This is a genomic window from Vogesella aquatica (assembly GCF_028548455.1).
GTDB classification, from domain to species: domain Bacteria; phylum Pseudomonadota; class Gammaproteobacteria; order Burkholderiales; family Chromobacteriaceae; genus Vogesella; species Vogesella aquatica.
Map to the genome: position 1 here is coordinate 161,206 of NZ_JAQQLF010000009.1, position 20,466 is coordinate 181,671.

17 protein-coding genes are annotated in these 20,466 nt (G+C 61.8%); 6 read left to right on the forward strand and 11 right to left on the reverse strand.

What is annotated here, in order from left to right; genetic code table 11:
- Positions 1-305 precede the first annotated feature (305 nt).
- Entirely contained in the window at positions 306-1,676 is a 1,371-nt protein-coding gene (locus PQU95_RS08965) for a peptide MFS transporter (protein ID WP_272751672.1), read from the forward strand.
- Positions 1,677-1,897: 221 nt separating this feature from the next.
- Here PQU95_RS08965 and PQU95_RS08970 read toward each other — a convergent pair whose 3' ends face one another.
- The 3 genes from PQU95_RS08970 to PQU95_RS08980 form a co-directional block, all read right to left on the reverse strand.
- On the reverse strand, positions 1,898-2,575 hold the full coding sequence (locus PQU95_RS08970; protein ID WP_272751673.1) for a TIGR01621 family pseudouridine synthase: 678 nt from the start codon (positions 2,573-2,575) through the stop codon (positions 1,898-1,900).
- 72 nt (positions 2,576-2,647) lie between these two features.
- Positions 2,648-3,094: a GNAT family N-acetyltransferase gene (locus PQU95_RS08975; protein WP_272751674.1), complete on the reverse strand. Its 447-nt coding sequence runs from the start codon at positions 3,092-3,094 to the stop codon at positions 2,648-2,650.
- Positions 3,091-3,576, reverse strand: coding sequence for an acyl-CoA thioesterase (locus tag PQU95_RS08980; protein ID WP_147684389.1), 486 nt, complete (start codon positions 3,574-3,576; stop codon positions 3,091-3,093). The genes PQU95_RS08975 and PQU95_RS08980 overlap by 4 nt, the downstream gene beginning before the upstream one ends.
- Positions 3,577-3,651: 75 nt before the next feature.
- Between PQU95_RS08980 and PQU95_RS08985 the strand changes: the two genes are divergently transcribed.
- The 3 genes from PQU95_RS08985 (at position 3,652) to PQU95_RS08995 (ending at position 6,352) form a co-directional block, all read left to right on the forward strand.
- Positions 3,652-5,412, forward strand: a complete 1,761-nt coding sequence (locus PQU95_RS08985; protein WP_272751675.1) for an ABC transporter ATP-binding protein — start codon at positions 3,652-3,654, stop codon at positions 5,410-5,412.
- A gap of 93 nt (positions 5,413-5,505) precedes the next feature.
- Positions 5,506-6,036, forward strand: a complete 531-nt coding sequence (locus PQU95_RS08990; protein ID WP_272751676.1) for a putative metalloprotease CJM1_0395 family protein — start codon at positions 5,506-5,508, stop codon at positions 6,034-6,036.
- Between the two features lie 4 nt (positions 6,037-6,040).
- Positions 6,041-6,352 (forward strand): YciI family protein, encoded by a 312-nt coding sequence (locus tag PQU95_RS08995; protein ID WP_272751677.1) that lies wholly within the window; start codon positions 6,041-6,043, stop codon positions 6,350-6,352.
- 23 nt (positions 6,353-6,375) lie between these two features.
- On the opposite strand, the gene PQU95_RS09000 is transcribed toward PQU95_RS08995, so the two are convergent.
- Together PQU95_RS09000 and PQU95_RS09005 are read right to left on the reverse strand one after the other, a co-directional pair.
- Positions 6,376-6,846: a methyltransferase family protein gene (locus tag PQU95_RS09000; protein ID WP_272751678.1), complete on the reverse strand. Its 471-nt coding sequence runs from the start codon at positions 6,844-6,846 to the stop codon at positions 6,376-6,378.
- Positions 6,840-9,191 carry a heavy metal translocating P-type ATPase gene (locus PQU95_RS09005; protein WP_272751679.1) on the reverse strand — a complete coding sequence of 784 codons (2,352 nt, stop codon included), beginning with the start codon at positions 9,189-9,191 and terminating at the stop codon, positions 6,840-6,842. Before PQU95_RS09005 ends, PQU95_RS09000 begins: the two co-directional genes overlap by 7 nt.
- 77 nt (positions 9,192-9,268) lie before the next feature.
- Between PQU95_RS09005 and cadR the strand changes: the two genes are divergently transcribed.
- Together cadR and PQU95_RS09015 are read left to right on the forward strand one after the other, a co-directional pair.
- Positions 9,269-9,700 (forward strand): Cd(II)/Pb(II)-responsive transcriptional regulator, encoded by a 432-nt coding sequence (cadR, locus tag PQU95_RS09010; RefSeq protein WP_272751680.1) that lies wholly within the window; start codon positions 9,269-9,271, stop codon positions 9,698-9,700.
- A 375-nt stretch (positions 9,701-10,075) separates the two neighbouring features.
- Positions 10,076-10,981, forward strand: coding sequence for a LysR family transcriptional regulator (locus PQU95_RS09015; protein ID WP_272751681.1), 906 nt, complete (start codon positions 10,076-10,078; stop codon positions 10,979-10,981).
- 116 nt (positions 10,982-11,097) lie between these two features.
- Here PQU95_RS09015 and sucD read toward each other — a convergent pair whose 3' ends face one another.
- From sucD to gltA, 6 genes are all read right to left on the reverse strand, one after another.
- Positions 11,098-11,982: a succinate--CoA ligase subunit alpha gene (gene sucD, locus PQU95_RS09020; protein ID WP_017506953.1), complete on the reverse strand. Its 885-nt coding sequence runs from the start codon at positions 11,980-11,982 to the stop codon at positions 11,098-11,100.
- Positions 11,983-12,009: 27 nt separating this feature from the next.
- The gene (gene sucC, locus PQU95_RS09025) at positions 12,010-13,179 is read right to left on the reverse strand and encodes an ADP-forming succinate--CoA ligase subunit beta (protein ID WP_272751682.1); all 1,170 of its coding nucleotides are present in this window, start codon (positions 13,177-13,179) and stop codon (positions 12,010-12,012) included.
- 178 nt (positions 13,180-13,357) lie between these two features.
- Positions 13,358-14,791 carry a dihydrolipoyl dehydrogenase gene (gene lpdA / locus PQU95_RS09030; RefSeq protein WP_272751683.1) on the reverse strand — a complete coding sequence of 478 codons (1,434 nt, stop codon included), beginning with the start codon at positions 14,789-14,791 and terminating at the stop codon, positions 13,358-13,360.
- 99 nt (positions 14,792-14,890) lie between these two features.
- Positions 14,891-16,141 (reverse strand): 2-oxoglutarate dehydrogenase complex dihydrolipoyllysine-residue succinyltransferase, encoded by a 1,251-nt coding sequence (gene odhB / locus PQU95_RS09035; RefSeq protein WP_272751684.1) that lies wholly within the window; start codon positions 16,139-16,141, stop codon positions 14,891-14,893.
- 54 nt (positions 16,142-16,195) lie between these two features.
- A complete protein-coding gene (locus PQU95_RS09040) occupies positions 16,196-19,024 on the reverse strand; it encodes a 2-oxoglutarate dehydrogenase E1 component (protein WP_272751685.1) in 2,829 nt (942 codons plus the stop codon).
- Positions 19,025-19,168: 144 nt separating this feature from the next.
- A complete protein-coding gene (gltA, locus tag PQU95_RS09045) occupies positions 19,169-20,458 on the reverse strand; it encodes a citrate synthase (RefSeq protein ID WP_272751686.1) in 1,290 nt (429 codons plus the stop codon).
- Between the last annotated feature and the right edge of the window lie 8 nt (positions 20,459-20,466).

Consider the following 20,466-nt stretch of genomic DNA (forward strand, 5'->3'; position numbering starts at 1 on the left):
CGGGTGGCCGCACGGGCCACACTGCAGCGTACGCCAGCTGCTGCCAGCCAGCAAGATTTATCGATGTTACAGCGCAGCAATTCGATAGCGAAACAAATTGCCCCCCGCTGGAATAATTACACTATACGAGTATGCATAACAAATAAGTTTCACCAATTTATTACAATATAACGCCATGAATGTTCAATTTTGCGCATTTTTATATTGCATTAACGCCAAAGCATCAGCACAATCCGACCCCTTGCCAAAGTCCGCCATATAAAAACAGGGCTGTGCACCTCACTCATCACTAGAGAAAGACCCTCATGTACCGACAACACCCCCGCGGTCTGTACCTGCTGTTCGTGACCGAAATGTGGGAACGCTTCAGCTACTACGGCATGCGCGCCATCTTCGTGCTGTTCATGGTGAAGGCGCTGATGTTCGACAAGGCCTACGCCTCCGAAATCTACGGCAGCTACACCGGCCTGGTGTACTTTGCGCCGCTGCTGGGCGGCTATATTGCCGACCGCTACTGGGGCAACCGCCGCGCCATTGTCTGCGGTGCGCTGCTGATGGCCGCCGGCCAGTTTTCCATGTTCTTTGCCGCCACGCTGTACCAGCAGCCGGCTACCGCCACCCCGCTGATGTTCGGCGGCCTGGCGCTGCTGATCGCCGGTAACGGCCTGTTCAAACCGAATATTTCGTCCATGGTGGGCCAGCTGTACCCCGCCGGCGACAAGCGTGTGGATTCCGCCTTCACCCTGTTCTACATGGGCATCAACGCCGGTGCGCTGCTGGCGCCGCTGGTATGCGGCACACTGGGCGATACCGGCCACCCGGCCGATTTCAGATGGGGCTTCCTGGCAGCCGGCATCGGCATGCTGGTGTCGCTGGCGCTGTTCCTGAGCTACCGCTCCCGCTACCTGGTGACGCCGGAAGGCGCCGCCATCGGCCTGCCGCCCAAGCGCCATCATGAAAGCGGCGAGAAAATCCGCCATGCCCCGCTGACGCGCGAAGAAAAAGACCGCCTGGCGGTGATCATGCTGCTGTCGGCGTTCGTGATCTTCTTCTGGTCCGCCTTCGAGCAGGCCGGCGCTTCGCTGACCTTCTTTGCCGAAGAGCAGACCAACCGCCAGCTGCTGGGCTGGACGGTACCGGCTTCGTTCTTCCAGAGCATCAACCCGGTGGTGATCGTGGTGTGCGCACCGCTGTTTGCCTGGCTATGGCTGACGCTGGGCAAGAAGGGCCTGGAGCCGAACTCGCCGATGAAAATGGCCATCGGCTTGCTGCTGCTGGCCATCGGTTACCTGATCATCGCGCTGGGCGTCACCGGCCTGGAGCCGGGCGTGAAAGTGAGCATGCTGTGGCTGATCAGCCTGTACAGCATCCACACCTTCGGCGAGCTGTGCCTGTCGCCTATCGGCCTGTCGCTGGTAGTGAAGCTGTCGCCGGCACGCCTGGTGTCGATGATGATGGGTGTGTGGTTCCTGTCCAGCGCGCTGGCCAACAAGTTTGCCGGCGTACTGTCCGGCCTGTACCCGGAGCCGGGCAAGCCGCTGCCGGTATTCATGGGCTATACCGTGGCCAACCTGCACGACTTCTTCATGCTGTTCGTGCTGTTGGCCGGCAGCGCCGCACTGGTGCTGTTCCTGCTGTCGGGCAAGCTGAAGAAAATGATGCACGGCCTGGGCTGATCGTACGTGCACGATCTGCTGCGCGTGGGCGATACGGCGTTAAAAGCGCCTTTGGCATGCTCATTTACCATGTGTAAACTGCGCTGCCTCAGTCACTTTCGCCTGGTCTCGCGCCCGCTCGCAAGATAGTGAATACGTTCACCAGCCTGCTACATCGATAAAAAAGCCGGTTCGCGCACGCGACCGGCTTTTTTCATCTATGCCCTGGCTGGGGCAAACGCTTACAGCACCGGCCACGGCAGGCCGGCCGGCGGGTTGGCCGCCAGGTAAGCGGCCAGTGCGTCTTGCGGCCAACGTTCGCCCCACACCGGCGGGCACACAAAGCGATGTACCTCGCCCGCCAGCGTGAAGGCCAACGCGTAGGCGTGCAGGTAGCCGCGATCGGCCGCGCTACCGCCGTATAGCGCATCGCCCAGGATGGGTGCGCCCAGCGACTTCATCGCCACGCGCAACTGGTGGGTCTTGCCGGTGCGCGGGCGCAGCACGAACAGGCGCAGGCCGGGCGCCAGGCTGTAGCTGAAAAACTGGGTCACCGCAGGGTTGGCCGCGCTTTTGCACAGCTTCCAGGCGCCGCCACGGCCCTTGTCCATATCGCCCTTGATCAGGCCCTGTTTGCGTGCCGGCTTGGCGTCGGACAGTGCCAGATAATATTTTTCCACCTCGCGCCCGGCAAAGGCCGCACCCAGCTCGGCGGCGGTGGCCTGGCTGCGCGCCACCACGATCAGGCCGCTGGTGATGCGGTCCAGCCTGTGCACCGGCCATAGCGCGTCGTCTTGCAGGCCGTCACGCAGGGCGTCCATCAGGCCGGGGGCGTCGTCTTCGCGGTGAAAGCTGACGCCCGGTGCCTTGTGAATCACGTAAAACTGCGGGTGGGTATGAACGAGCTGGTAGGCAGACATGGCGGGCTTTCGGTAATGAGGCGCGCATTGTAGGGTAAAGCTGCCACAGGCCCAAGCTGGCGTACAGCGCTGTCAGCCTGCCCTGGCCTGCGGCCCTGGCCACTCCAGATTGAGAAAATCCGGCTCCATGCCGGCGATGTGGTAGCCCATTTCGGCATAAAAGGCACGCACCGGTTTGTCGTTGCGCAGGCAGCTGAGCGTAACGCGGCCGCTGCTCAGGCTGTGCAGGTGCGCCAGCACGCGCCGCCCCACGCCCTGGCGGCGCCAATTGTCCAGCACCACCAGCAGGTGCACGTGCAGGCCATAATCGCGGCGCGACAGGCTCAGCAAGGCCACCTCCTGGCCCTGGTGGCGGTACCAGAACAAGGTACCGGCGGTAAAACTCTGCTCGAAGCCCTGCCGCTGCAGCACCGGATCCCAGCCGGCGCAGCGGCTGAGCTTGCCTTGCATGCCGGCGCAGTAAATGGCGTAGGCGCGCGGCTTGTCCAGCGCGGTGAGCGGCACCAGGCCTTCTTTCATGCCGTGCCAGCCTGCTGCATGCGTTGCTCGGCTTCCAGCCGCATCTGTTTGCGGATTTCGGCTTCGCGGAAGCGCTTCTTGTGGGTATCGCTCTCCAGCGCCAGCGGCGGCACCGGCATGGCTTTGCCGTCTGCCCAGGCCACCATGGTGAAGTAGCAGCTATTGGTATGGCGCACGGTGCGCTGCTGGATGTTCTCGGCCACCACCTTGATACCCACTTCCATGGAGGTGCGGCCAACGTGGTTCACGCTGGCCAGAAAGGTGACCATCTCGCCCACGTGGATAGGCTGTTTGAACAATACCTGGTCTACCGACAGCGTCACCACATAACAGCCGGCGTAGCGGCTGGCGCAAGCGTAGGCTACCTGGTCCAGCAGCTTGAGCAGTACCCCGCCGTGGACGTTGCCGGAAAAATTGGCCATGTCCGGCGTCATCAGCACCGACATGGTGAGCTCGCGCTGGTTAACAGAGTGTTCAGTCATTGCGACGTATTCCTTTTTCATTCTTATTGCATGGCGGCGTACAATCGCCGTCCCCCCTAATACCAGCCCGATACCATGTCATCCCTGTCACGGCTCTTTCATTATGCCCGCCAGTACCGGCGGGATGCTTATCTTGCCTCGGCATTTTCTGCCATCAACAAGTTTTTCGATATCCTGCCCGAAGTACTGATCGGCGTGGCAGTCGATGTGGTAGTCAGCAAACAGGATTCCTTTCTGGCACGCCTGGGCATTACCGACAGCTTTGACCAGCTGTTGTGGCTGGGCGGGCTCACGGTGCTGATCTGGGCGGGCGAATCACTGTTCGAATACCTGTACCAGCTGCGCTGGCGCAACCTGGCGCAAAACCTGCAGCACGCACTACGCCTGGACGCCTACGGCCATGTACAAAAGCTGCCACTGTCTTACTTTGAAGACAAGCGCACCGGCAGCCTGATGTCCATCCTGAACGACGACATCAACCAGATGGAACGCTTTCTCAACGGCGGCGCCAACAGCATCATCCAGGTGGTGTGTTCCTCCATTATGGTGGGTGCCGTGTTCTTTTACCTGGCACCGCAGCTGGCCATGCTGGCGCTGTTTCCGGTGCCGCTGATTCTGGTGGGTACGTTCTGGTTCCAGAAACGCATTGCCCCGCGCTACAGCGCCGTGCGCGAAGCCGCCGGCGTGATCAACGGCCGCCTCAGCAACAACCTGCTGGGTATTGCCACCATCAAGGCGTTTACCGCCGAAGCGTTTGAAGCCGAACATATCCGCCAGGCCAGCGAGCACTACCGCCAGACCAACGCGGCGGCCATCCGCCTGTCGTCGGCCATTATCCCGGTGATCCGCATGGCCATTCTGGCCGGCTTCGTGGTGACACTGGTGTACGGCGGCTGGCTGGCGCTGCACGGCGACATCGGTGTGGGCAGCTATTCGGTGCTGGTGTACCTCACCCAGCGGCTGCTGTGGCCACTGGTGGGGCTGGCCGATATTGCCGACCTGTACCAGCGCTCGATGACCGCCATCGACCGTGTGCTTGACGTGCTCTCCACACCCGTCTCGATACCGTACGACGGCAAAGCGCTGCCAAGCGGCACAGTATCCGGCAGCCTGGCTTTCGAAAACCTGTCATTCGGCTACGGTGACCTCACCGTACTGCACAATGTGTCGCTTACCGTGCCTGCCGGCCGCACCGTGGCTTTTGTGGGTGCCACCGGCTCGGGCAAGAGCACGCTGGTCAAGCTGTTACTGCGTTTTTATGAGGCCCCGGCCGGGGCGATAAGGCTGGATGGCCACGATATCCGCGAGCTGTCGCTCACCGACCTGCGCCGCCAGATTGGCTACGTCAGCCAGGATGTGTTCCTGACCGATGGCAGCGTGGCAGACAATATTGCCTACGGCATGGGCGAGGTTGGCCGCAGCGCCATCGAAGCCGCCGCCCGCGCCGCCGAGGCGCACGAGTTCATCGCCCGCCTGCCGCAGGGCTACGACACCCCGGTGGGCGAACGCGGCCAGAAACTCTCCGGCGGCCAGCGCCAGCGCCTGGCCCTGGCGCGCGCCATCCTGAAAGACCCGCGCATCCTGATACTGGACGAAGCCACCAGCGCGGTGGACAACGAAACCGAGGCCGCCATCCAGCGCTCGCTGGACGTAGTATCGCGCGGGCGCACCACACTGGTGATTGCGCACCGCCTGTCTACCGTACGCCACGCCGACTGCATCCACGTGATGGAGCACGGCCAGATTGTGGAATCGGGCACCCACGCGCTGCTGCTGGCGCAAAACGGCAGCTACGCGGCACTGTGGCGCCTGCAGACGGGCGAACGCCAAGCCTGAGCGGATACCCCATTGCCATGTACGGCCTGCTGCAAACAGCAGGCCGCTTTTTATGGTCTATGCTTATAGGCAACAGCCAGCACCCCGATTGAAATGAGCATAAGCGCCAGCACTGCGGCCAACTACGGCAGCCCCTACGCCAACCCAGCCAGCCCGGCAAGCGGCACTGGCCGCGGCCAGAGCGGCACCGTAGCTTTGAGCGAAGAGGAAGAAAAGCAGGTAGAAAAGCTGAAAGCACGCGATAGCGAAGTGCGCGCCCACGAACAGGCGCACATGGCCGCAGCCGGCGGCGTCAGCGTCAGCGGCCCCAGCTACAGCTACCAGCAAGGCCCGGATGGCAAACGCTACGCCGTAGGCGGCAATGTCAGCATCGATGCCAGCCCGGGGCGCACGCCGGAAGATACCCTGCGCAAGGCGCAGGCGGTACAGCGTGCCGCGCTGGCACCCGCCGAGCCCTCCGGCCAGGACCAGGCCGTGGCCGCGCAAGCACGGCAGATGGCGCTGCAGGCCATGGCCGAGCAGGCCGCAGCCCGTCAGGCGGGTAATAGCATAGAGAAAACCTACCAGCCGCAAGACAGCACGGCCCCCGCCCTGCAAGGTCGCGGCATTGATACACAGGCATGACACCATGCATCACTACCTTTACCTGTTACGCCCTACCCGCCCCGACATGCTGCGCGCCGGTTTGAGCGACCACGAGGCCGAGTGCATCAGCCAGCACACCTGCTACCTGGACGACCTGTGCCTGGCCGGCAAGGTCACCCTGTTCGGCCGCACCACCGCCGATGATGCGCAAGCCTTTGCCATGGTACTGGTGATGACCGGTATCGAAAGCGAGGCCCGCGCCATCATGCAAGCCGACCCGGTGGTGGCTGGCGGGGTAATGGTGGCCGAGCTGTATCCGTTCCGCATCACCGGCATGCGCGGCATGAAAGTATAGGGCGGCACGGGGCCACCCCGGCCTTACAGCCAGCGCCGGACACGCTGGCAATACGCCGTGTAGGCCACACCAAAGCGTGCCTGCAGCGCCCGCTCTTCCGGTGCAATCTGGAAATGGTTTAGCCACAGCACAAACCCCGGCGGCCCGGCCAGCGCCAGCCAATGCCCCAGCCACAGCGCCCACGCCAGCAAAACACACAACATGCCCAGGTACATGGGGTTACGGCTGAAGCGGTAAAAGCCCGTGAGCACCAGCACAGTACTGCGCTGCGGCTGCAGCGGGCTGATAGTGGTGCGCTGCCGCACAAACGCCCATACCGCGCTGCCTTCCAGCAGTATGGCCATCAACAGCAGTGCCAGCAGCAGCGCAGTACGTAGCTGGGGTGGCAACGCTACAGACCACTGCGGCCAACTAGCCGCCAGCTGCGCCATGCCCCAGCCACACAGCAGGGCCAAGAGCGGCGGCGGGATACGGCACGCCAGCCATGTCAGCATGTCTTTCCCCCTGCCCGCGCCAGGCGCAGGCCATTGAAGATCACCAACAGGCTAGCGCCCACGTCGGCAAACACCGCCATCCACAACGTGGCCACACCAGCCAGTGCCAGGATGAAAAACAGCAGCTTGATGGCCAGCGCCAGCACGATGTTGGCACGCAATACCGCCATGCTGCGCCGGGCGTGGGCAAACAGCTGCGGCAGCTTGTCGAGACGGTCCTCCATCAGCGCCACCTGCGCGGTTTCCAGCGCGGTATCCGAGCCGGCCGCCCCCATGGCGATACCCAGCTCCGCCTGCGCCAGCGCAGGTGCATCGTTCACGCCATCCCCCACCATGGCCACCGGCCCCTGCTGCGCCAGGCGGCGGATATGCGCCAGCTTGTCGTCCGGCAACAAACCACCCAGCGCCTCGGCAATGCCCACCTGCGCTGCGGTGCGGCCAACTACCGCCTGCTGGTCACCAGACAATACCGTCAGCTTAATACCCATCTGCTGCAGCTGTGCGACCGCCGCCACGGCATCGGGGCGCAGCGCGTCGGCCACCAGCAGCAGCGCTTGCGGTATGCCATCGCGGCACAACCACATCTCGCCACTGCCCTGCGCCAAGCGCGGCAGCCACGGCGTGATATCCGCCCCCAGCCGCGCCAGCAGGCGGCGGTTACCCAGTGCCCAGCGCTGGCCGTTAACCGTGGCCTGTACCCCCTCGCCTGCCGTCTCTTGCAAGCCACTGGCAGCCAACAAGGGCAAGCCCTTCGCCGCCTGCGTAACAGCACGCGCCAGCGGGTGAGTGGAGTGTGCTTCCAGGCTAGCGGCCACCTGCAGCACGGCATCGCGCGCCAGATCGGGCTGCAACAGCAATACGTCCTCCACTGCCGGCTCGCCACGGGTGAGCGTGCCGGTCTTGTCCAGCGCCAGGTAGCGGATACGGGCGGCGGCTTCCAGCGCCGCGCCGCCCTTGACCAGCATGCCGCGACGCGCCGCCGACGATAGCGCCGACACCAGCGTAACCGGCGTAGCAATCACCAGCGCGCACGGGCAGGCAATCACCAGTAATACCAGCGCCTGATACAGCGCCGCCTGCCACGTCATGATGCCGGCCAGCGGCAGGCCCAGCGCCAGTAGCACCGCTACCGCCACCACAATGGGGGTGTACACCGCGGCAAAACGGTCGATGAAGCGCTGGGTCGCCGCTTTGCCCGCCTGCGCGTCGCGCACACTACGGATAATGCGCGCCAGCACGCTGCCGTCGGCCGCTGCGGTGACCTGCACCTGCACCAGCCCCTGGCCGTTGATGGCACCGGCAAACACCGCATCGCCCTCACCCTTGTCCAGCGGCAGGCTTTCGCCGGTAATCGGCGCTTCGTTAAAGTCGCCACGGCCACTGACAATCACGCCATCCAGCGGCACGCGCTCGCCGGGGCGTACGCGTACCACGCGGCCAACTTGCAGGCTGTCGCTGGCGACAGCTTGCCACTGGCCATCCACCTCTACCCAGGCGGTGTCCGGCTTTAGCGCCATCAGGCTGCGCACCGCCTCGCCCGCACGCGCCAGCGACAGCGCTTCCAGCTTTTCCGACAGCGCAAACAGGAATAGCACCATCGCGGCCTCGGGCCATTGCTGCAACACCATGGCGCCGACCACAGCCAGGCTCATCAGGAAGTAGATATTGAGCGTGCGCAGCTTCAGCGCGTACCAGCCTTTGCGTGCCGTGGTACGGCCACCGGCCAGCATCGAGGCAATGGCCAGCGCTGCCACCCACCAGGCACCATCGCTGGCACCGGCCAGCACGGCGCCTTCGGCCGCTGCCGCCAGCAGGCCAGCCAGCCATAGTTGGCCGCGGCTTTCAACCGGCGGCGCGGCGGGGGTGTCGGCCTCTTCCGCGCTCAGCAGCCGTGGCGGCATACCGGTGCTGGCAATGGCGGCTTGCACCTGCGCCAGGCTGGCATCGCGCTGGTGCACGGTGACCGTGCGCTCGATGTAGTTAAAGTCCACGCGCAATACGCCGGCGACATTGGCCAGCACCTTGTCCACCAGGCGCCCTTCGGTGGGGCAATCCATGGCCGGAATCGCCAGCTGCCAAGCACTGCTACCGGCCGGTACGTCGGCGGGCTGCGGGGCGGCGCTTAGCGTACTGCTGCACGCCTCGCCACTGCAGCAGGCCGCCTGCGCATGGTCGTGGCTGTGATCATGGCTATGACTGTGGTCGTGGTCGTGGTCGTGGTCGTGGTCGTGGTCGTGGTCGTGGTCGTGGTCGTGGTCGTGGTCGTGGTCGTGGTCGGCAGCGTGCGGCTGCGCCACGGTGACGGGAATGATTTTGCTGCCAGGTTTGGGTTGATACAGGGCCATGCTGGTCTCCACAAGAGCGTGCTTGTGCTATTGCAAACCCTGTAGCTACTATAAGGTCAAGCCCTGAGGAGAAAATGATGCAAATCGGCGAACTGGCAAAACGCACCGGCTGCGAAAGTGAAACCATCCGCTACTACGAGCGCGAAGGCTTGCTGCCGGCACCGGCACGTAGCAGCAGCGGCTACCGCCGCTACGAACAGCGCCACCTGGAACAGCTGGCCTTCATTCTGCACTGCCGTTCGCTGGGCATGCCGCTGGCTGATATCCGGCTGTTGGCCGGCTTTCACCAGCAACCGGCAGCCGAGCCATGCGACCGCGTGAATGCGCTGATCGACCAGCAAATCAGCCGTGTACACAGCCAGATAGAAGCACTGCAGCGCCTGGAGCAGCAGCTGTTGCTGCTGCGTGCCCGCTGCGATAGCCCGCATACACTGGCCGACTGCGGCATTCTGAAAACGCTGGATGACGCGGCGAGCGGCGAAGCCTGCGCTTGCCACGACACCCCCTAGCCGGCTTGGCCGCAAAGCGGGCCACACAATACCGGCAGGCAAAAAAAAAGCCGGCTTGATAGCCGGCCGAACAACGCTCGTAAGGGGAAAACAGAGGATTCACCTCGTACACAATCCCCGGATGTACGAGGCACCAGATAATCCTGAACCAGCACTAGGCTGGTGCCTGTACCAAAAGTGGCAAAGCCACCTGTGGCAGACAGCGGGTGTCTCGCAGCTACGTCGGGAGGAGAATCCTTGGCAGCCTCAAGCGGTCAACACCTGCTGTGTTTACGAGCCACAACACAACACAGAGAGTGAGACGGAGTATACGTAGGTTTATTACATTCTAAAAATGAATTAAAATTATCAAAACCATTCTTTTTTGGAATCATCATGGACATCAAGGCGCTGCGCTATTTTGCCGAGCTGGTACGCCAGCAAAACTTTACCCGCGCCGCCGAGGCGCTGTTTGTCACCCAGCCCACCATCAGCAAAATGGTGAAGCAGCTGGAGGAAGAGCTGGGTACGCCTTTGCTGATCCGCGAGGGCAAGAGTTTTCAGCTGACCGACGCCGGCCGCGTGGTCTACCTGCGCGGGCAAGACGTGCTGGCGGCGCAGCTGCGGCTGAAAAACGCACTGGCCGACCTGGCCTCGCTGGCGCGCGGCGAGCTGGTAGTCGGTTTGCCGCCCATGGCCGGCGGTGCTTTCTTTGCGCCGGTGGTGGGCGCATTTCGCGACCGTTACCCAGGCGTAGAGCTGAAAATGGTGGAAGACGGCGCCCTGGCGATTGAAAGCAGTATCCGTTCGGGCAACCTGGAAATCGGCGCTGCCGTGCTGCCGGTAGATCACCACATATTCAACAGCCTGAGCCTGGTACGCGACCGCCTGTGCCTGGTGGCACCCGCCGGCAGCCCGTGGCATGGGCGTAGCGTCGTGACGCTGCCTGACGTGGCGGATCAACCCATCGTGTTTTACCCCGAAGACTTCTCGCTCACCACCCGCATCAGCGATGCCTTCCGCACCATGGGCAAAACCATCAATATCGCCGGGCGCAGCGCGCACTGGGATTTTATCGTGGCCATGGTTGAGGCCAGGCTGGGTATCGCCCTGCTGCCGCAAGCCATTGCCAGCCAGCTGGAGCCGCACCGCTTCGATGTGATCCCTATTGATGATGAGCGCATCATCTGGCACATCGGCCTGATCTGGAAAAAAGACAGCTATCTGTCCCACGCCGCCCGCGCCTGGATTACCCTGACGCGCGAACTGCTACTGGACAGCCACCCCGCCAGCCCGACCTGAGCCGCAGCCAGGCCATCGTTGGCCGCCCGAGCACACCAGGCTCGGCAGCCTGGCCACCACCAATAAAAAACGCCACCGCATGCGGTGGCGTTGTGCTGTTCTGACGGGCAGACAGCTTAGATCATGCCCTTGCTTTTCAGCAGTTCGAACATGGTTTTGCCGATTTCGGCCGGGCTGCGGGTGTAGGCGATGCCTGCACGCTCGAAAGCCTTGAACTTCTCTTCGGCAGTACCCTTGCCGCCAGAGATGATGGCGCCGGCGTGGCCCATGCGTTTGCCTTTTGGTGCGGTCACACCGGCGATGTAGCCTACTACCGGCTTGGTCACGTACTGCTTGGCAAACTCGGCGGCTTCTTCTTCGGCGGAACCACCGATTTCACCGATCATCACGATAGCGTCGGTGTCCGGATCGTCCTGGAACAGGCGCAGTGCGTCGATGTGGCTGGTACCCGGGATAGGGTCGCCGCCGATACCGATGCAAGTGGACTGGCCCAGACCCAGCGCGGTGGTTTGTGCCACGGCTTCGTAAGTCAGGGTGCCGGAACGGGATACGATACCGATACGGCCCGGGTTGTGGATGTGCCACGGCATGATGCCGATCTTGCACTCGCCCGGGGTGATGATGCCTGGGCAGTTCGGGCCGATCAGGCGGATGCCGGCTTCGTCTACGGCTTTTTTCACGTACAGCATGTCCAGGGTAGGCACGCCTTCGGTGATGCACACGATCAGCTTCACGCCGCTTTCTACCGCTTCCAGGATGGAATCCTTGGCGAAAGCTGCCGGTACGTAGATAACCGAAGCGTCAGCCTGGGTTTCGCGTACAGCATCTTTCATGGTGTTGAACACCGGCAGGCCCAGGTGCTCGCTGCCACCTTTGCCCGGCGTAACACCGCCAACCACCTTGGTGCCTACTTTCAGCGCCTGTTCGGCGTGGAAAGTACCGTTCTTGCCGGTGAAGCCTTGCACCAGCACTTTCGTATCTTTGTTTACCAATACGCTCATTTTGAAATCCTTATGCGGTGCAGGTGATTACAGGGCGGCAACAGCAGCAACGATCTTCTCGGCTGCGTCGTTCAGGCCCTGGGCGGAGGTCAGTTTCAGACCGGAGTCGTCCAGGATCTTGGCACCCAGCTCGGCGTTGTTGCCTTCCAGGCGCACAACTACCGGTACGGTCACGTTCACTTCTTTAACGGCAGCGATGATCGCTTCGGCGATCATGTCGCAACGTACGATGCCGCCGAAGATGTTGATCAGCACGCCTTGTACCGAGGTATCAGCCAGAATCAGCTTGAACGCTTCGATCACGCGCTCTTTGGTTGCGCCGCCGCCCACGTCCAGGAAGTTGGCAGGCTGGCCGCCCTTCAGCTTGATGATGTCCATGGTCGCCATGGCCAGACCGGCGCCGTTTACCATGCAGCCGATGTTGCCTTCCAGCGCTACGTAGTTCAGGTCGAACTCGGAAGCTTTCACTTCGCGTTCGTTTTCCTGCGACTTGTCGCGTTGGGCCAGCAGCGCCGGGTGACGGTACAGGGCGTTGGAGTCCAGGTTGATCTTGCCGTCTACGCAAGCCAGCTCGCCGTTTTCGCGCAGTGCCAGCGGGTTCACTTCGAACAGGGCAAAGTCGTTTTCAACGAAAGCGTTGTAAGCACCCAGCATCAGTTTGCTGAACGCAGCGATCTGCGAACCGGACAGACCCAGGGCGAAGGCCGCGTCGCGGGTCTGGAACGGCTGCATGCCTACCAGCGGATCCACTTCGATCTTGATGATCTTTTCCGGGGTTTCTTCGGCTACTTTTTCGATCTCCACGCCGCCTTCGGTGGACACCATGAATACCACGCGCTGGGAACCGCGATCTACTACGGCGCCCAGGTACAGTTCGCGCTGTACCGGGTACATGTCTTCACATACCAGCACGCTGTTTACCGGCTGGCCGGCTGCGTCGGTCTGATAGGTTACCAGGTTGGTACCGATCAGGGTTTTGGCTACTTCGGCAGCTTCTTCGCGGGTTTTCACCACTTTTACGCCACCGGCTTTGCCGCGGCCACCAGCGTGGACCTGGGCTTTTACAACGGCAAATTTACCGCCCAACTGGTCGTAGGCAGCAGCGGCTTCTTCCGGCGTGTTAGCCAGAATGCCTTTTTGCACCGGCAGGCCGTATTTGGCCAACAGCTCTTTCGCTTGGTATTCGTGCAGGTTCATTAAGTTTCCTTTCGGGTGGATAGTTGGCTGGCTTTGCGGCCAACCTTGCTATGCCTGAGATGTCGCGATTGTACCGCCTGGGCTACAAACGGTGTGCTCTATCGGTATCGGCAACAAAACCATAGAGGCAGCCGGCCGGCACTTTACCTTGAAAGTGCCCGGCCTGCTGCCTGTTCTTTTAGCCGTGCAGGGCGCGCTTGTCGGCGGCCAGGGCGGCTTCGTGTACCACTTCGGACAGGCTCGGGTGGGCATGGACAATGCGGGCCAGGTCTTCGCTGGCAGCTTTGAATTCCATGGATACCACGCCTTCTGTCACCAGTTCGGACACCATCGGGCCGATCATGTGCAGACCCAGGATACGGTCGGTCTTGGCGCAAGCCAGGATCTTCACGGTACCTTGCGCCTGGCCCAGACCCAGCGCACGGCCGTTGGCCGCAAAACCGGAGGTGCCTTTCTTGTACTCGATGCCTTCAGCCTTCAGCTGCTCTTCGGTCTTGCCGACCCAGGCGATTTCCGGGCTGGTGTAGATCACCCACGGAATCACGCCGAAATCAACGTGCGGCTTCTGGCCAGCGATACGCTCGGCCACGGCCACGCCTTCTTCCGACGCTTTGTGCGCCAGCATCGGGCCACGTACCACGTCGCCAATCGCCCATACGTTCGGCAGGTTGGTGTGGCAGTGGTCGTCTACCACGATGAAACCGCGGTCGTCCATTTGCAGGTTCACGTTGGCGCCACCCAGGCCCTGGGTGTTCGGCACACGGCCGATGGACACGATCAGCTTGTCGAACTCGGCTTTCACGGCTTCGCCGTTCAGCTCGTAGTTCACCACCACGCCGTTGTCAGCCTTGGTGATTTCGCCAATTTTCACGCCCAGCTTGATATCCAGGCCGGTGTCTTTGGTCAGGGTCTTGAAGGCTTCCTTGGCGATCTGCTGGTCGGCAGCACCCAGGAACGTCGGTGCGGCTTCCAGGATGGTGACGTCGGCGCCCAGGCGCTTCCATACCGAACCCATTTCCAGGCCGATCACACCGGCGCCGATCACGCCCAGGCGTGCCGGTACAGCGGTCAGCGCCAGCGCGCCTTCGTTGTCCAGTACGATCTGGTTGTCGGTAGCCAGGCCAGGCAGCTGGCGCGGGCTGGAGCCGGTGGCGATGATCACGTGGGTGGCTTCCAGGGTATCGACCACAGCGCCGTTATCGGCAACCTCGATCACCCATTTTTCGTTCTGGCGGCCTTTCAGCGCAGCCAGACCGTGGATATTGGCAACCTTGTTCTTTTTGAACAGGAAGCTGATACCGCCGGCGTTCTTGGTGATGATGTCGTTCTTGCGGGCCAGCATTTTGGCCACGTCCATCTGTGCGCCTTCTACGCTGATACCGTGCTTGGCAAAGTCGTGCTGTACGGCGTGGAAGTTTTCCGACGACTGCAGCAGGGCTTTGGACGGGATGCAGCCTACGTTCAGGCAGGTACCACCCAGCGAAGGCTTGCCTTCCGGGTTTTTAGTAGCGTCTACGCAAGCGGTGCTGAAACCCAGCTGGGCCGCACGGATGGCAGCTACATAGCCGCCTGGGCCGCCGCCGATCACTACTACGTCGAATTGTTGGGACATGGTGTTCTCTATCCTGTAGCAAGTTGGCCGCAGGCGGCCAGCTTGCCAGTTCGTCGTGAATGGCGGATGACAGGCTGCGCCTGCCTCCGCCTGCGGTGATTACAGATCCAGGATCAGGCGAGCCGGATCTTCGATGGCGTCCTTGATGGCCACCAGCGACAGCACGGCTTCGCGGCCGTCGATGATGCGGTGGTCGTAGGACTGCGCCAGATACATCATCGGGCGTACCACAACCTGGCCGTTTTCTACCACAGCGCGCTCTTTGGTAGCGTGCATGCCCAGAATGGCGGATTGCGGCGGGTTGATGATCGGAGTGGACATCATGGAGCCGAAGGTACCGCCGTTGGAGATGGTGTAGGTGCCGCCGGTCAGCTCGTCCACGGTCAGCTTGCCTTCCTGGGCGCGCTTGCCGAAGTCGGCGATCTGTTTCTCGATGTCTGCCAGGCTCAGCTGGTCGGCGTTACGGATTACCGGTACCACCAGGCCACGCGGGCTGCCTACTGCCACGCCGATGTCGAAGTAGCCGTGATAGATGATGTTGTTGCCATCTACCGACGCGTTCACGATCGGGTATTTCTTCAGGGCGGCAACAGCGGCTTTCACAAAGAAGCCCATGAAGCCCAGCTTCACGCCGTGCTCTTTTTCGAACTTGTCTTTGTACTTGTTGCGCAGGTCCATCAGCGGCTTCATGTTCACTTCGTTGAAAGTGGTCAGAATCGCGTTGGTTTGCTGCGACAGGATCAGACGCTCGGCTACGCGCTGGCGCAGACGGGACATCGGCACGCTCTGCTCCGGGCGGCCGGAAGTCAGTGCGGCAGCGTTGACAGCCGGCGTGGACGCCAGTGCTACGCCAGCGGACGGTGCGGCAGCAGCAATGACCGGGCCGGACTGTGCCGGGGCAGCAGCCGGTTTGGCGGCAGCCACGTCTTCTTTCAGGATACGGCCATCACGGCCGGAGCCGGCTACATCGGCCAGGTTCACGCCGGTTTCGGCGGCCAGCTTGGCAGCGGACGGCATGGCGGCACCGCCGGTAACAGCAGCTTGTACCGGGGCGGCAGCCGGGGCAGCAGCGGGAGCGGCTTCAGCAGGCGCGGATGCACCAGCGGTCGCTTCGGTATCGATGTGGGCAATCAGCTGGCCGGAGGTCACGGTGGCGCCATCCTGCTCGATGATTTTCACGATCACGCCTGCCAGTGGGGCTGGCAGTTCCAGTACCACTTTGTCTGTTTCCAGATCGATCAGGTTTTCATCGCGGGCAACAGCCTGGCCTACTTGCTTGTGCCAGGTCATCAGGGTGGCTTCGGACACGGATTCCGGGAGCTGGGGGACTTTGACTTCGATAATGGCCATTGTTCTTCTCCGTTGTGGGGCGGCTTGCTGCCGCCCCGTTCTTTTGTGCAGGTGTTATTTGTTCAGCGAAAACGCTTCTTCGACAAAGGACTTGAGCTGGGCAACGTGCTTGCTCATGTAGCCCACGGCTGGGGAGGCCGACGATGGGCGACCGGCAAAGTCCAGGGTCTGCTTGGCTTGCAGCAGGCCTTCCAGGCGGTGGCGGATCTGGTACCAGGCACCCTGGTTACGCGGCTCTTCCTGTACCCACAGCAGCTCTTTCACGTGCGAGAACTGGGCCAGCTCGGCTTGCAGCAGCTCGGTCGGGAACGGATACAGCTGTTCGATACGGATGATGGCCACGTCTTCTTCCATGCCACGCTCTTTGCGGCCGTTGACCAGGTCGTAGTACACCTGACCAGCGCACAGCAGGACGCGTTTCACTTTCTTCGGGTCCTGGATCGAGGCATCGCCAATCACCGGGCGGAAAGAACCCTGGGTAATGGTTTCGATCGGGCTCATCGAGTCTTTGTAGCGCAGCAGGCGCTTGGACAGGAAGATCACCAGCGGCTTGCGATACGGGCGCAGTACCTGGCGACGCAGCATGTGGAACATCTGCGCAGCTTCGGACGGCATCACGATCTGCATATTGTGCTCGGCGCACAGCTGCAGCCAGCGCTCCAGACGCGCGGAGGAGTGCTCCGGGCCCTGGCCATCGTAGCCATGCGGCAGGATGGAAGTCAGGCCACACAGACGGCCCCACTTGGTTTCGCCAGAAGAGATGAACTGGTCAATGGCTACCTGGGCGCCGTTGGCGAAGTCGCCGAACTGCGCTTCCCAGATCACCAGCTGGTCCGGAGCGGAGCAGGCATAGCCGTACTCGTAGGCCAGTACCGCTTCTTCGTTCAGGATCGAGTCGATCACACGGAAGTCGGCCTGGTTTTCGCTCATATTGGCCAGCGGAATATAGGTGCCCTGGTCCCACTTTTCACGGTTCTGGTCGTGCAGTACCGAGTGGCGGTGCGAGAAGGTACCGCGGCCCGAGTCTTCACCCGAGATGCGTACGGCGTAGCCGTTGGTTACCAGGCTGGCGTAGGCCAGGGTCTCTGCCATACCCCAGTCCAGCGGCTGCTCGCCGCGCGCCATGGCCTGGCGGGCTTCGATAACGCGCTTCACCGTAGGGTGTGGTTTGAAGTCGGCCGGTACGTGGGTGAACTTCTCGACCAGACGCTGTACGTCGGCTTGCTGCAGGCTGGTATCGGTAGGGTGTGCCCAGTGGGTACCCTGATACTGGCTCCAGTCCAGCGCGTGTTCGCGGCGGTAGTTGGACAGCACGGTCTGCTCGACGTGCTCGCCCTTGTCCAGCGCGTCACGGTAGGCGCGGATCAGGTCGTCTGCGGCTTCGGCCTTCAGCACCCCTTCGGCGACCAGACGCTGGGCGTACATGGCGCGAACACCGGCGTGCTTGGCGATGCGCTTGTACATCATCGGCTGGGTCAGGAACGGATCGTCACCTTCGTTGTGGCCCAGTTTGCGGTAGCACACCAGGTCGATGACCACGTCCTTCTTGAACTGCATGCGGTATTCCAGCGCAGCCTGCATCACGTAGCAGACCGCTTCCGGATCGTCACCGTTCACGTGGAAGATCGGCGCTTCGATCATCTTGGCCACGTCGGTACAGTACAGGGTGGAACGCATGTCGCGGGTATCGGAGGTGGTAAAGCCTACCTGGTTGTTGATCACCAGGTGGATGGTACCGCCGGTACGATAGCCACGGGTTTGCGACAGGTTGAAGGTACCCTGGTTCACGCCCAGGCCGGCAAACGCGGAGTCACCGTGAATCAGCAGCGGCACCACCGATTTGCCTTCCACGTCGTTGCGGCGCTCCTGGCGGGCGCGGACAGAACCTTCTACTACCGGGTTCACGATCTCGAGGTGGGACGGGTTAAAGGCCAGCGATACGTGCATCGGGCCATTGGCGGTAGGGATGTCGGACGAGAAGCCCATGTGGTACTTCACGTCACCCGAAGCCAGCTCCTGTGCTGCCTTGCCTTCGAATTCGGCAAACAGGTCACGCGGCAGCTTGCCCAGGGTGTTTACCAGCACGTTCAGGCGGCCACGGTGGGCCATGCCGATGATCAGCTCTTCTACGCCGTAGGCGCTACCGTTCTGGATCAGGTGATCCAGCGCGGCGATGGCGGATTCGCCACCTTCCAGCGAGAAGCGCTTCTGGCCTACATAGCGGGTATGCAGGTAGCGTTCCAGCGTTTCTGCAGCGGTGATCTGCTTCAGGATGCGTTGTTTTTTCTCTGCGTTGTAACGCGGGGTGGACAGGTCGCCTTCAAAGCGCTTCTGTACCCAGTGTTTTTCTTCAGAGGTGGTAATGTGCATGTACTCCACACCCACATTGCCGCCGTAGGTCTGTTTCAGACGGGCGAGAATGTCGGACAGTGGCAGCTTTTGCGGGGCAACCAGCGAGCCTACATTGAACTGCACAGCCATATCGGCATCGGACAGGCCATGTTGAGCCGGGTCCAGCTCGCGCATGGTCTCCTGGTCCATACGCTTGAGCGGGTCCAGGTTTGCCTGGCGGGAACCCAGTACGCGCCAGGCCGAGATCAGCTTCAGCACGCCTACCTGCTTTTGCATGGACTCCCAGTTGGCGACATCGCTGCTACGCTGGCCAGCCAGCGGCTTCTTGGCCAGCTGGATGAACGACTCCTGGATAGGCTGATGCGCTACGTCGCGCTCTGCCGCACCCGGTGCCATTGCCAGCTTATCGAAGTAATCCCGCCATTCCGCCGGAACCACGTTCGGATCAGCGAGATACTGTTCGTACAGTTCCTCGATGAACGGTGCATTTCCACCAAACAGGTGGGAATGACTGTACATGGATTGCATCATTATTCGACCCTTTTGTCTGCGTTGCTGCTTTGCAAAAACCGTTTTGACAAAAAGAGCTGTGCGGGTAACCACACGCCTCTTTTTGACAGAACGCTCTCCACCGCAAAAAGGTTGGCCGCATGGCGGCCAACCTTTTGCTAGCGATTAACGCTGTTCCTGCGGGATGTAGTCGCGGCGCTGGGCACCGGTGTACAGCTGACGCGGACGGCCGATCTTCATTGCCGGGTCGGCAATCATTTCAGCCCAGTGCGAGATCCAGCCCACGGTACGAGCCAGGGCAAAGATCGGGGTGAACATGGATACCGGAATACCGATAGCCGACAGCACGATACCGGAGTAGAAGTCTACGTTCGGGTACAGCTTGCGCTCGATGAAGTACGGGTCTTCCAGGGCGATTTTTTCCAGCGCCATGGCCAGTTTGAACTTCGGATCGTTGTGCAGGCCCAGCTCGTTCAGCACTTCGTCGCAGGTCTCTTTCATGATGGCTGCGCGCGGGTCCATGTTCTTGTACACGCGGTGACCAAAACCCATCAGCTTGTGGGTCTTGTTCTTCACGCCTTCCATGAACGCCGGTACGTTTTCTACCGAACCGATTTCGTCCAGCATCTTCAGTACAGCCTCGTTGGCGCCACCGTGGGACGGGCCCCACAGGCAGGCGATACCGGCGGCGATACATGCGAACGGGTTGGCACCGGAGGAGCCAGCCAGACGTACGGTAGAAGTAGACGCGTTCTGCTCGTGGTCGGCGTGCAGGGTGAAGATGCGATCCAGGGCCAGGGCCAGGGTCTTGTTCACCTTGTACTCTTCGCACGGGGTGGAGAACATCATGTGCAGGAAGTTCTCGGCGTAGGTCAGGCCGTTTTTCGGGTAGGAGAACGGCAGGCCTTTGTTGTAGCGGTACGCCTGGGCGGCAATGTTCGGCAGCTTGGCGATCAGGCGGTGAGCCGAGATCTTGCGGTGTTCCGCGTTATTGATGTCCAGCGAGTCGTGATAGAAGGCAGACAGCGCGCCAACCACACCCACCATGACAGCCATCGGGTGGGCATCACGACGGAAGCCTTTGAACAGGCTCATCAGCTGGTCGTGCAGCATGTTGTGACGCATGATGCCGCGCTCGAATGCCTGGCGCTCTTGTGCGGTAGGCAGCTCGCCGTTCAGCAGCAGGTAGCACACTTCCAGGTAGTCGCTCTTTGCGGCCAACTGTTCGATCGGGTAACCACGGTAGTACAGCTGACCCAGGTCACCATCGATAAAGGTGATTTGCGACTCGCAGCTGGCGGTAGCCAGGAAGCCGGGGTCAAAGGTGAACATACCGGTTTTGGAGAACGCACGGATATCGACGACGTCCGGACCCAGGGTACCTTTCAGTACCGGCATGTCCAGATTGTCTTTACCGTCGTTGTAGGTGAGCGTCACTTTACGATTGTTTTCCACAGCAATAC

Coding starts and splice junctions, on each gene's coding strand:
- PQU95_RS08995 (WP_272751677.1), top strand. CDS start 6,041: ATGCATCACTACCTTTACCTGTTACGCCCTACCCGCCCCGACATGCTG.
- sucC (WP_272751682.1), bottom strand. CDS start 13,179: ATGAACCTGCACGAATACCAAGCGAAAGAGCTGTTGGCCAAATACGGC.
- PQU95_RS09015 (WP_272751681.1), top strand. CDS start 10,076: ATGGACATCAAGGCGCTGCGCTATTTTGCCGAGCTGGTACGCCAGCAA.
- PQU95_RS08970 (WP_272751673.1), bottom strand. CDS start 2,575: ATGTCTGCCTACCAGCTCGTTCATACCCACCCGCAGTTTTACGTGATT.
- PQU95_RS08980 (WP_147684389.1), bottom strand. CDS start 3,576: ATGACTGAACACTCTGTTAACCAGCGCGAGCTCACCATGTCGGTGCTG.
- PQU95_RS08985 (WP_272751675.1), top strand. CDS start 3,652: ATGTCATCCCTGTCACGGCTCTTTCATTATGCCCGCCAGTACCGGCGG.
- PQU95_RS09005 (WP_272751679.1), bottom strand. CDS start 9,191: ATGGCCCTGTATCAACCCAAACCTGGCAGCAAAATCATTCCCGTCACC.
- lpdA (WP_272751683.1), bottom strand. CDS start 14,791: ATGTCCCAACAATTCGACGTAGTAGTGATCGGCGGCGGCCCAGGCGGC.
- cadR (WP_272751680.1), top strand. CDS start 9,269: ATGCAAATCGGCGAACTGGCAAAACGCACCGGCTGCGAAAGTGAAACC.
- PQU95_RS09040 (WP_272751685.1), bottom strand. CDS start 19,024: ATGATGCAATCCATGTACAGTCATTCCCACCTGTTTGGTGGAAATGCA.
- odhB (WP_272751684.1), bottom strand. CDS start 16,141: ATGGCCATTATCGAAGTCAAAGTCCCCCAGCTCCCGGAATCCGTGTCC.
- PQU95_RS08990 (WP_272751676.1), top strand. CDS start 5,506: ATGAGCATAAGCGCCAGCACTGCGGCCAACTACGGCAGCCCCTACGCC.
- PQU95_RS09000 (WP_272751678.1), bottom strand. CDS start 6,846: ATGCTGACATGGCTGGCGTGCCGTATCCCGCCGCCGCTCTTGGCCCTG.
- PQU95_RS08975 (WP_272751674.1), bottom strand. CDS start 3,094: ATGAAAGAAGGCCTGGTGCCGCTCACCGCGCTGGACAAGCCGCGCGCC.
- PQU95_RS08965 (WP_272751672.1), top strand. CDS start 306: ATGTACCGACAACACCCCCGCGGTCTGTACCTGCTGTTCGTGACCGAA.
- sucD (WP_017506953.1), bottom strand. CDS start 11,982: ATGAGCGTATTGGTAAACAAAGATACGAAAGTGCTGGTGCAAGGCTTC.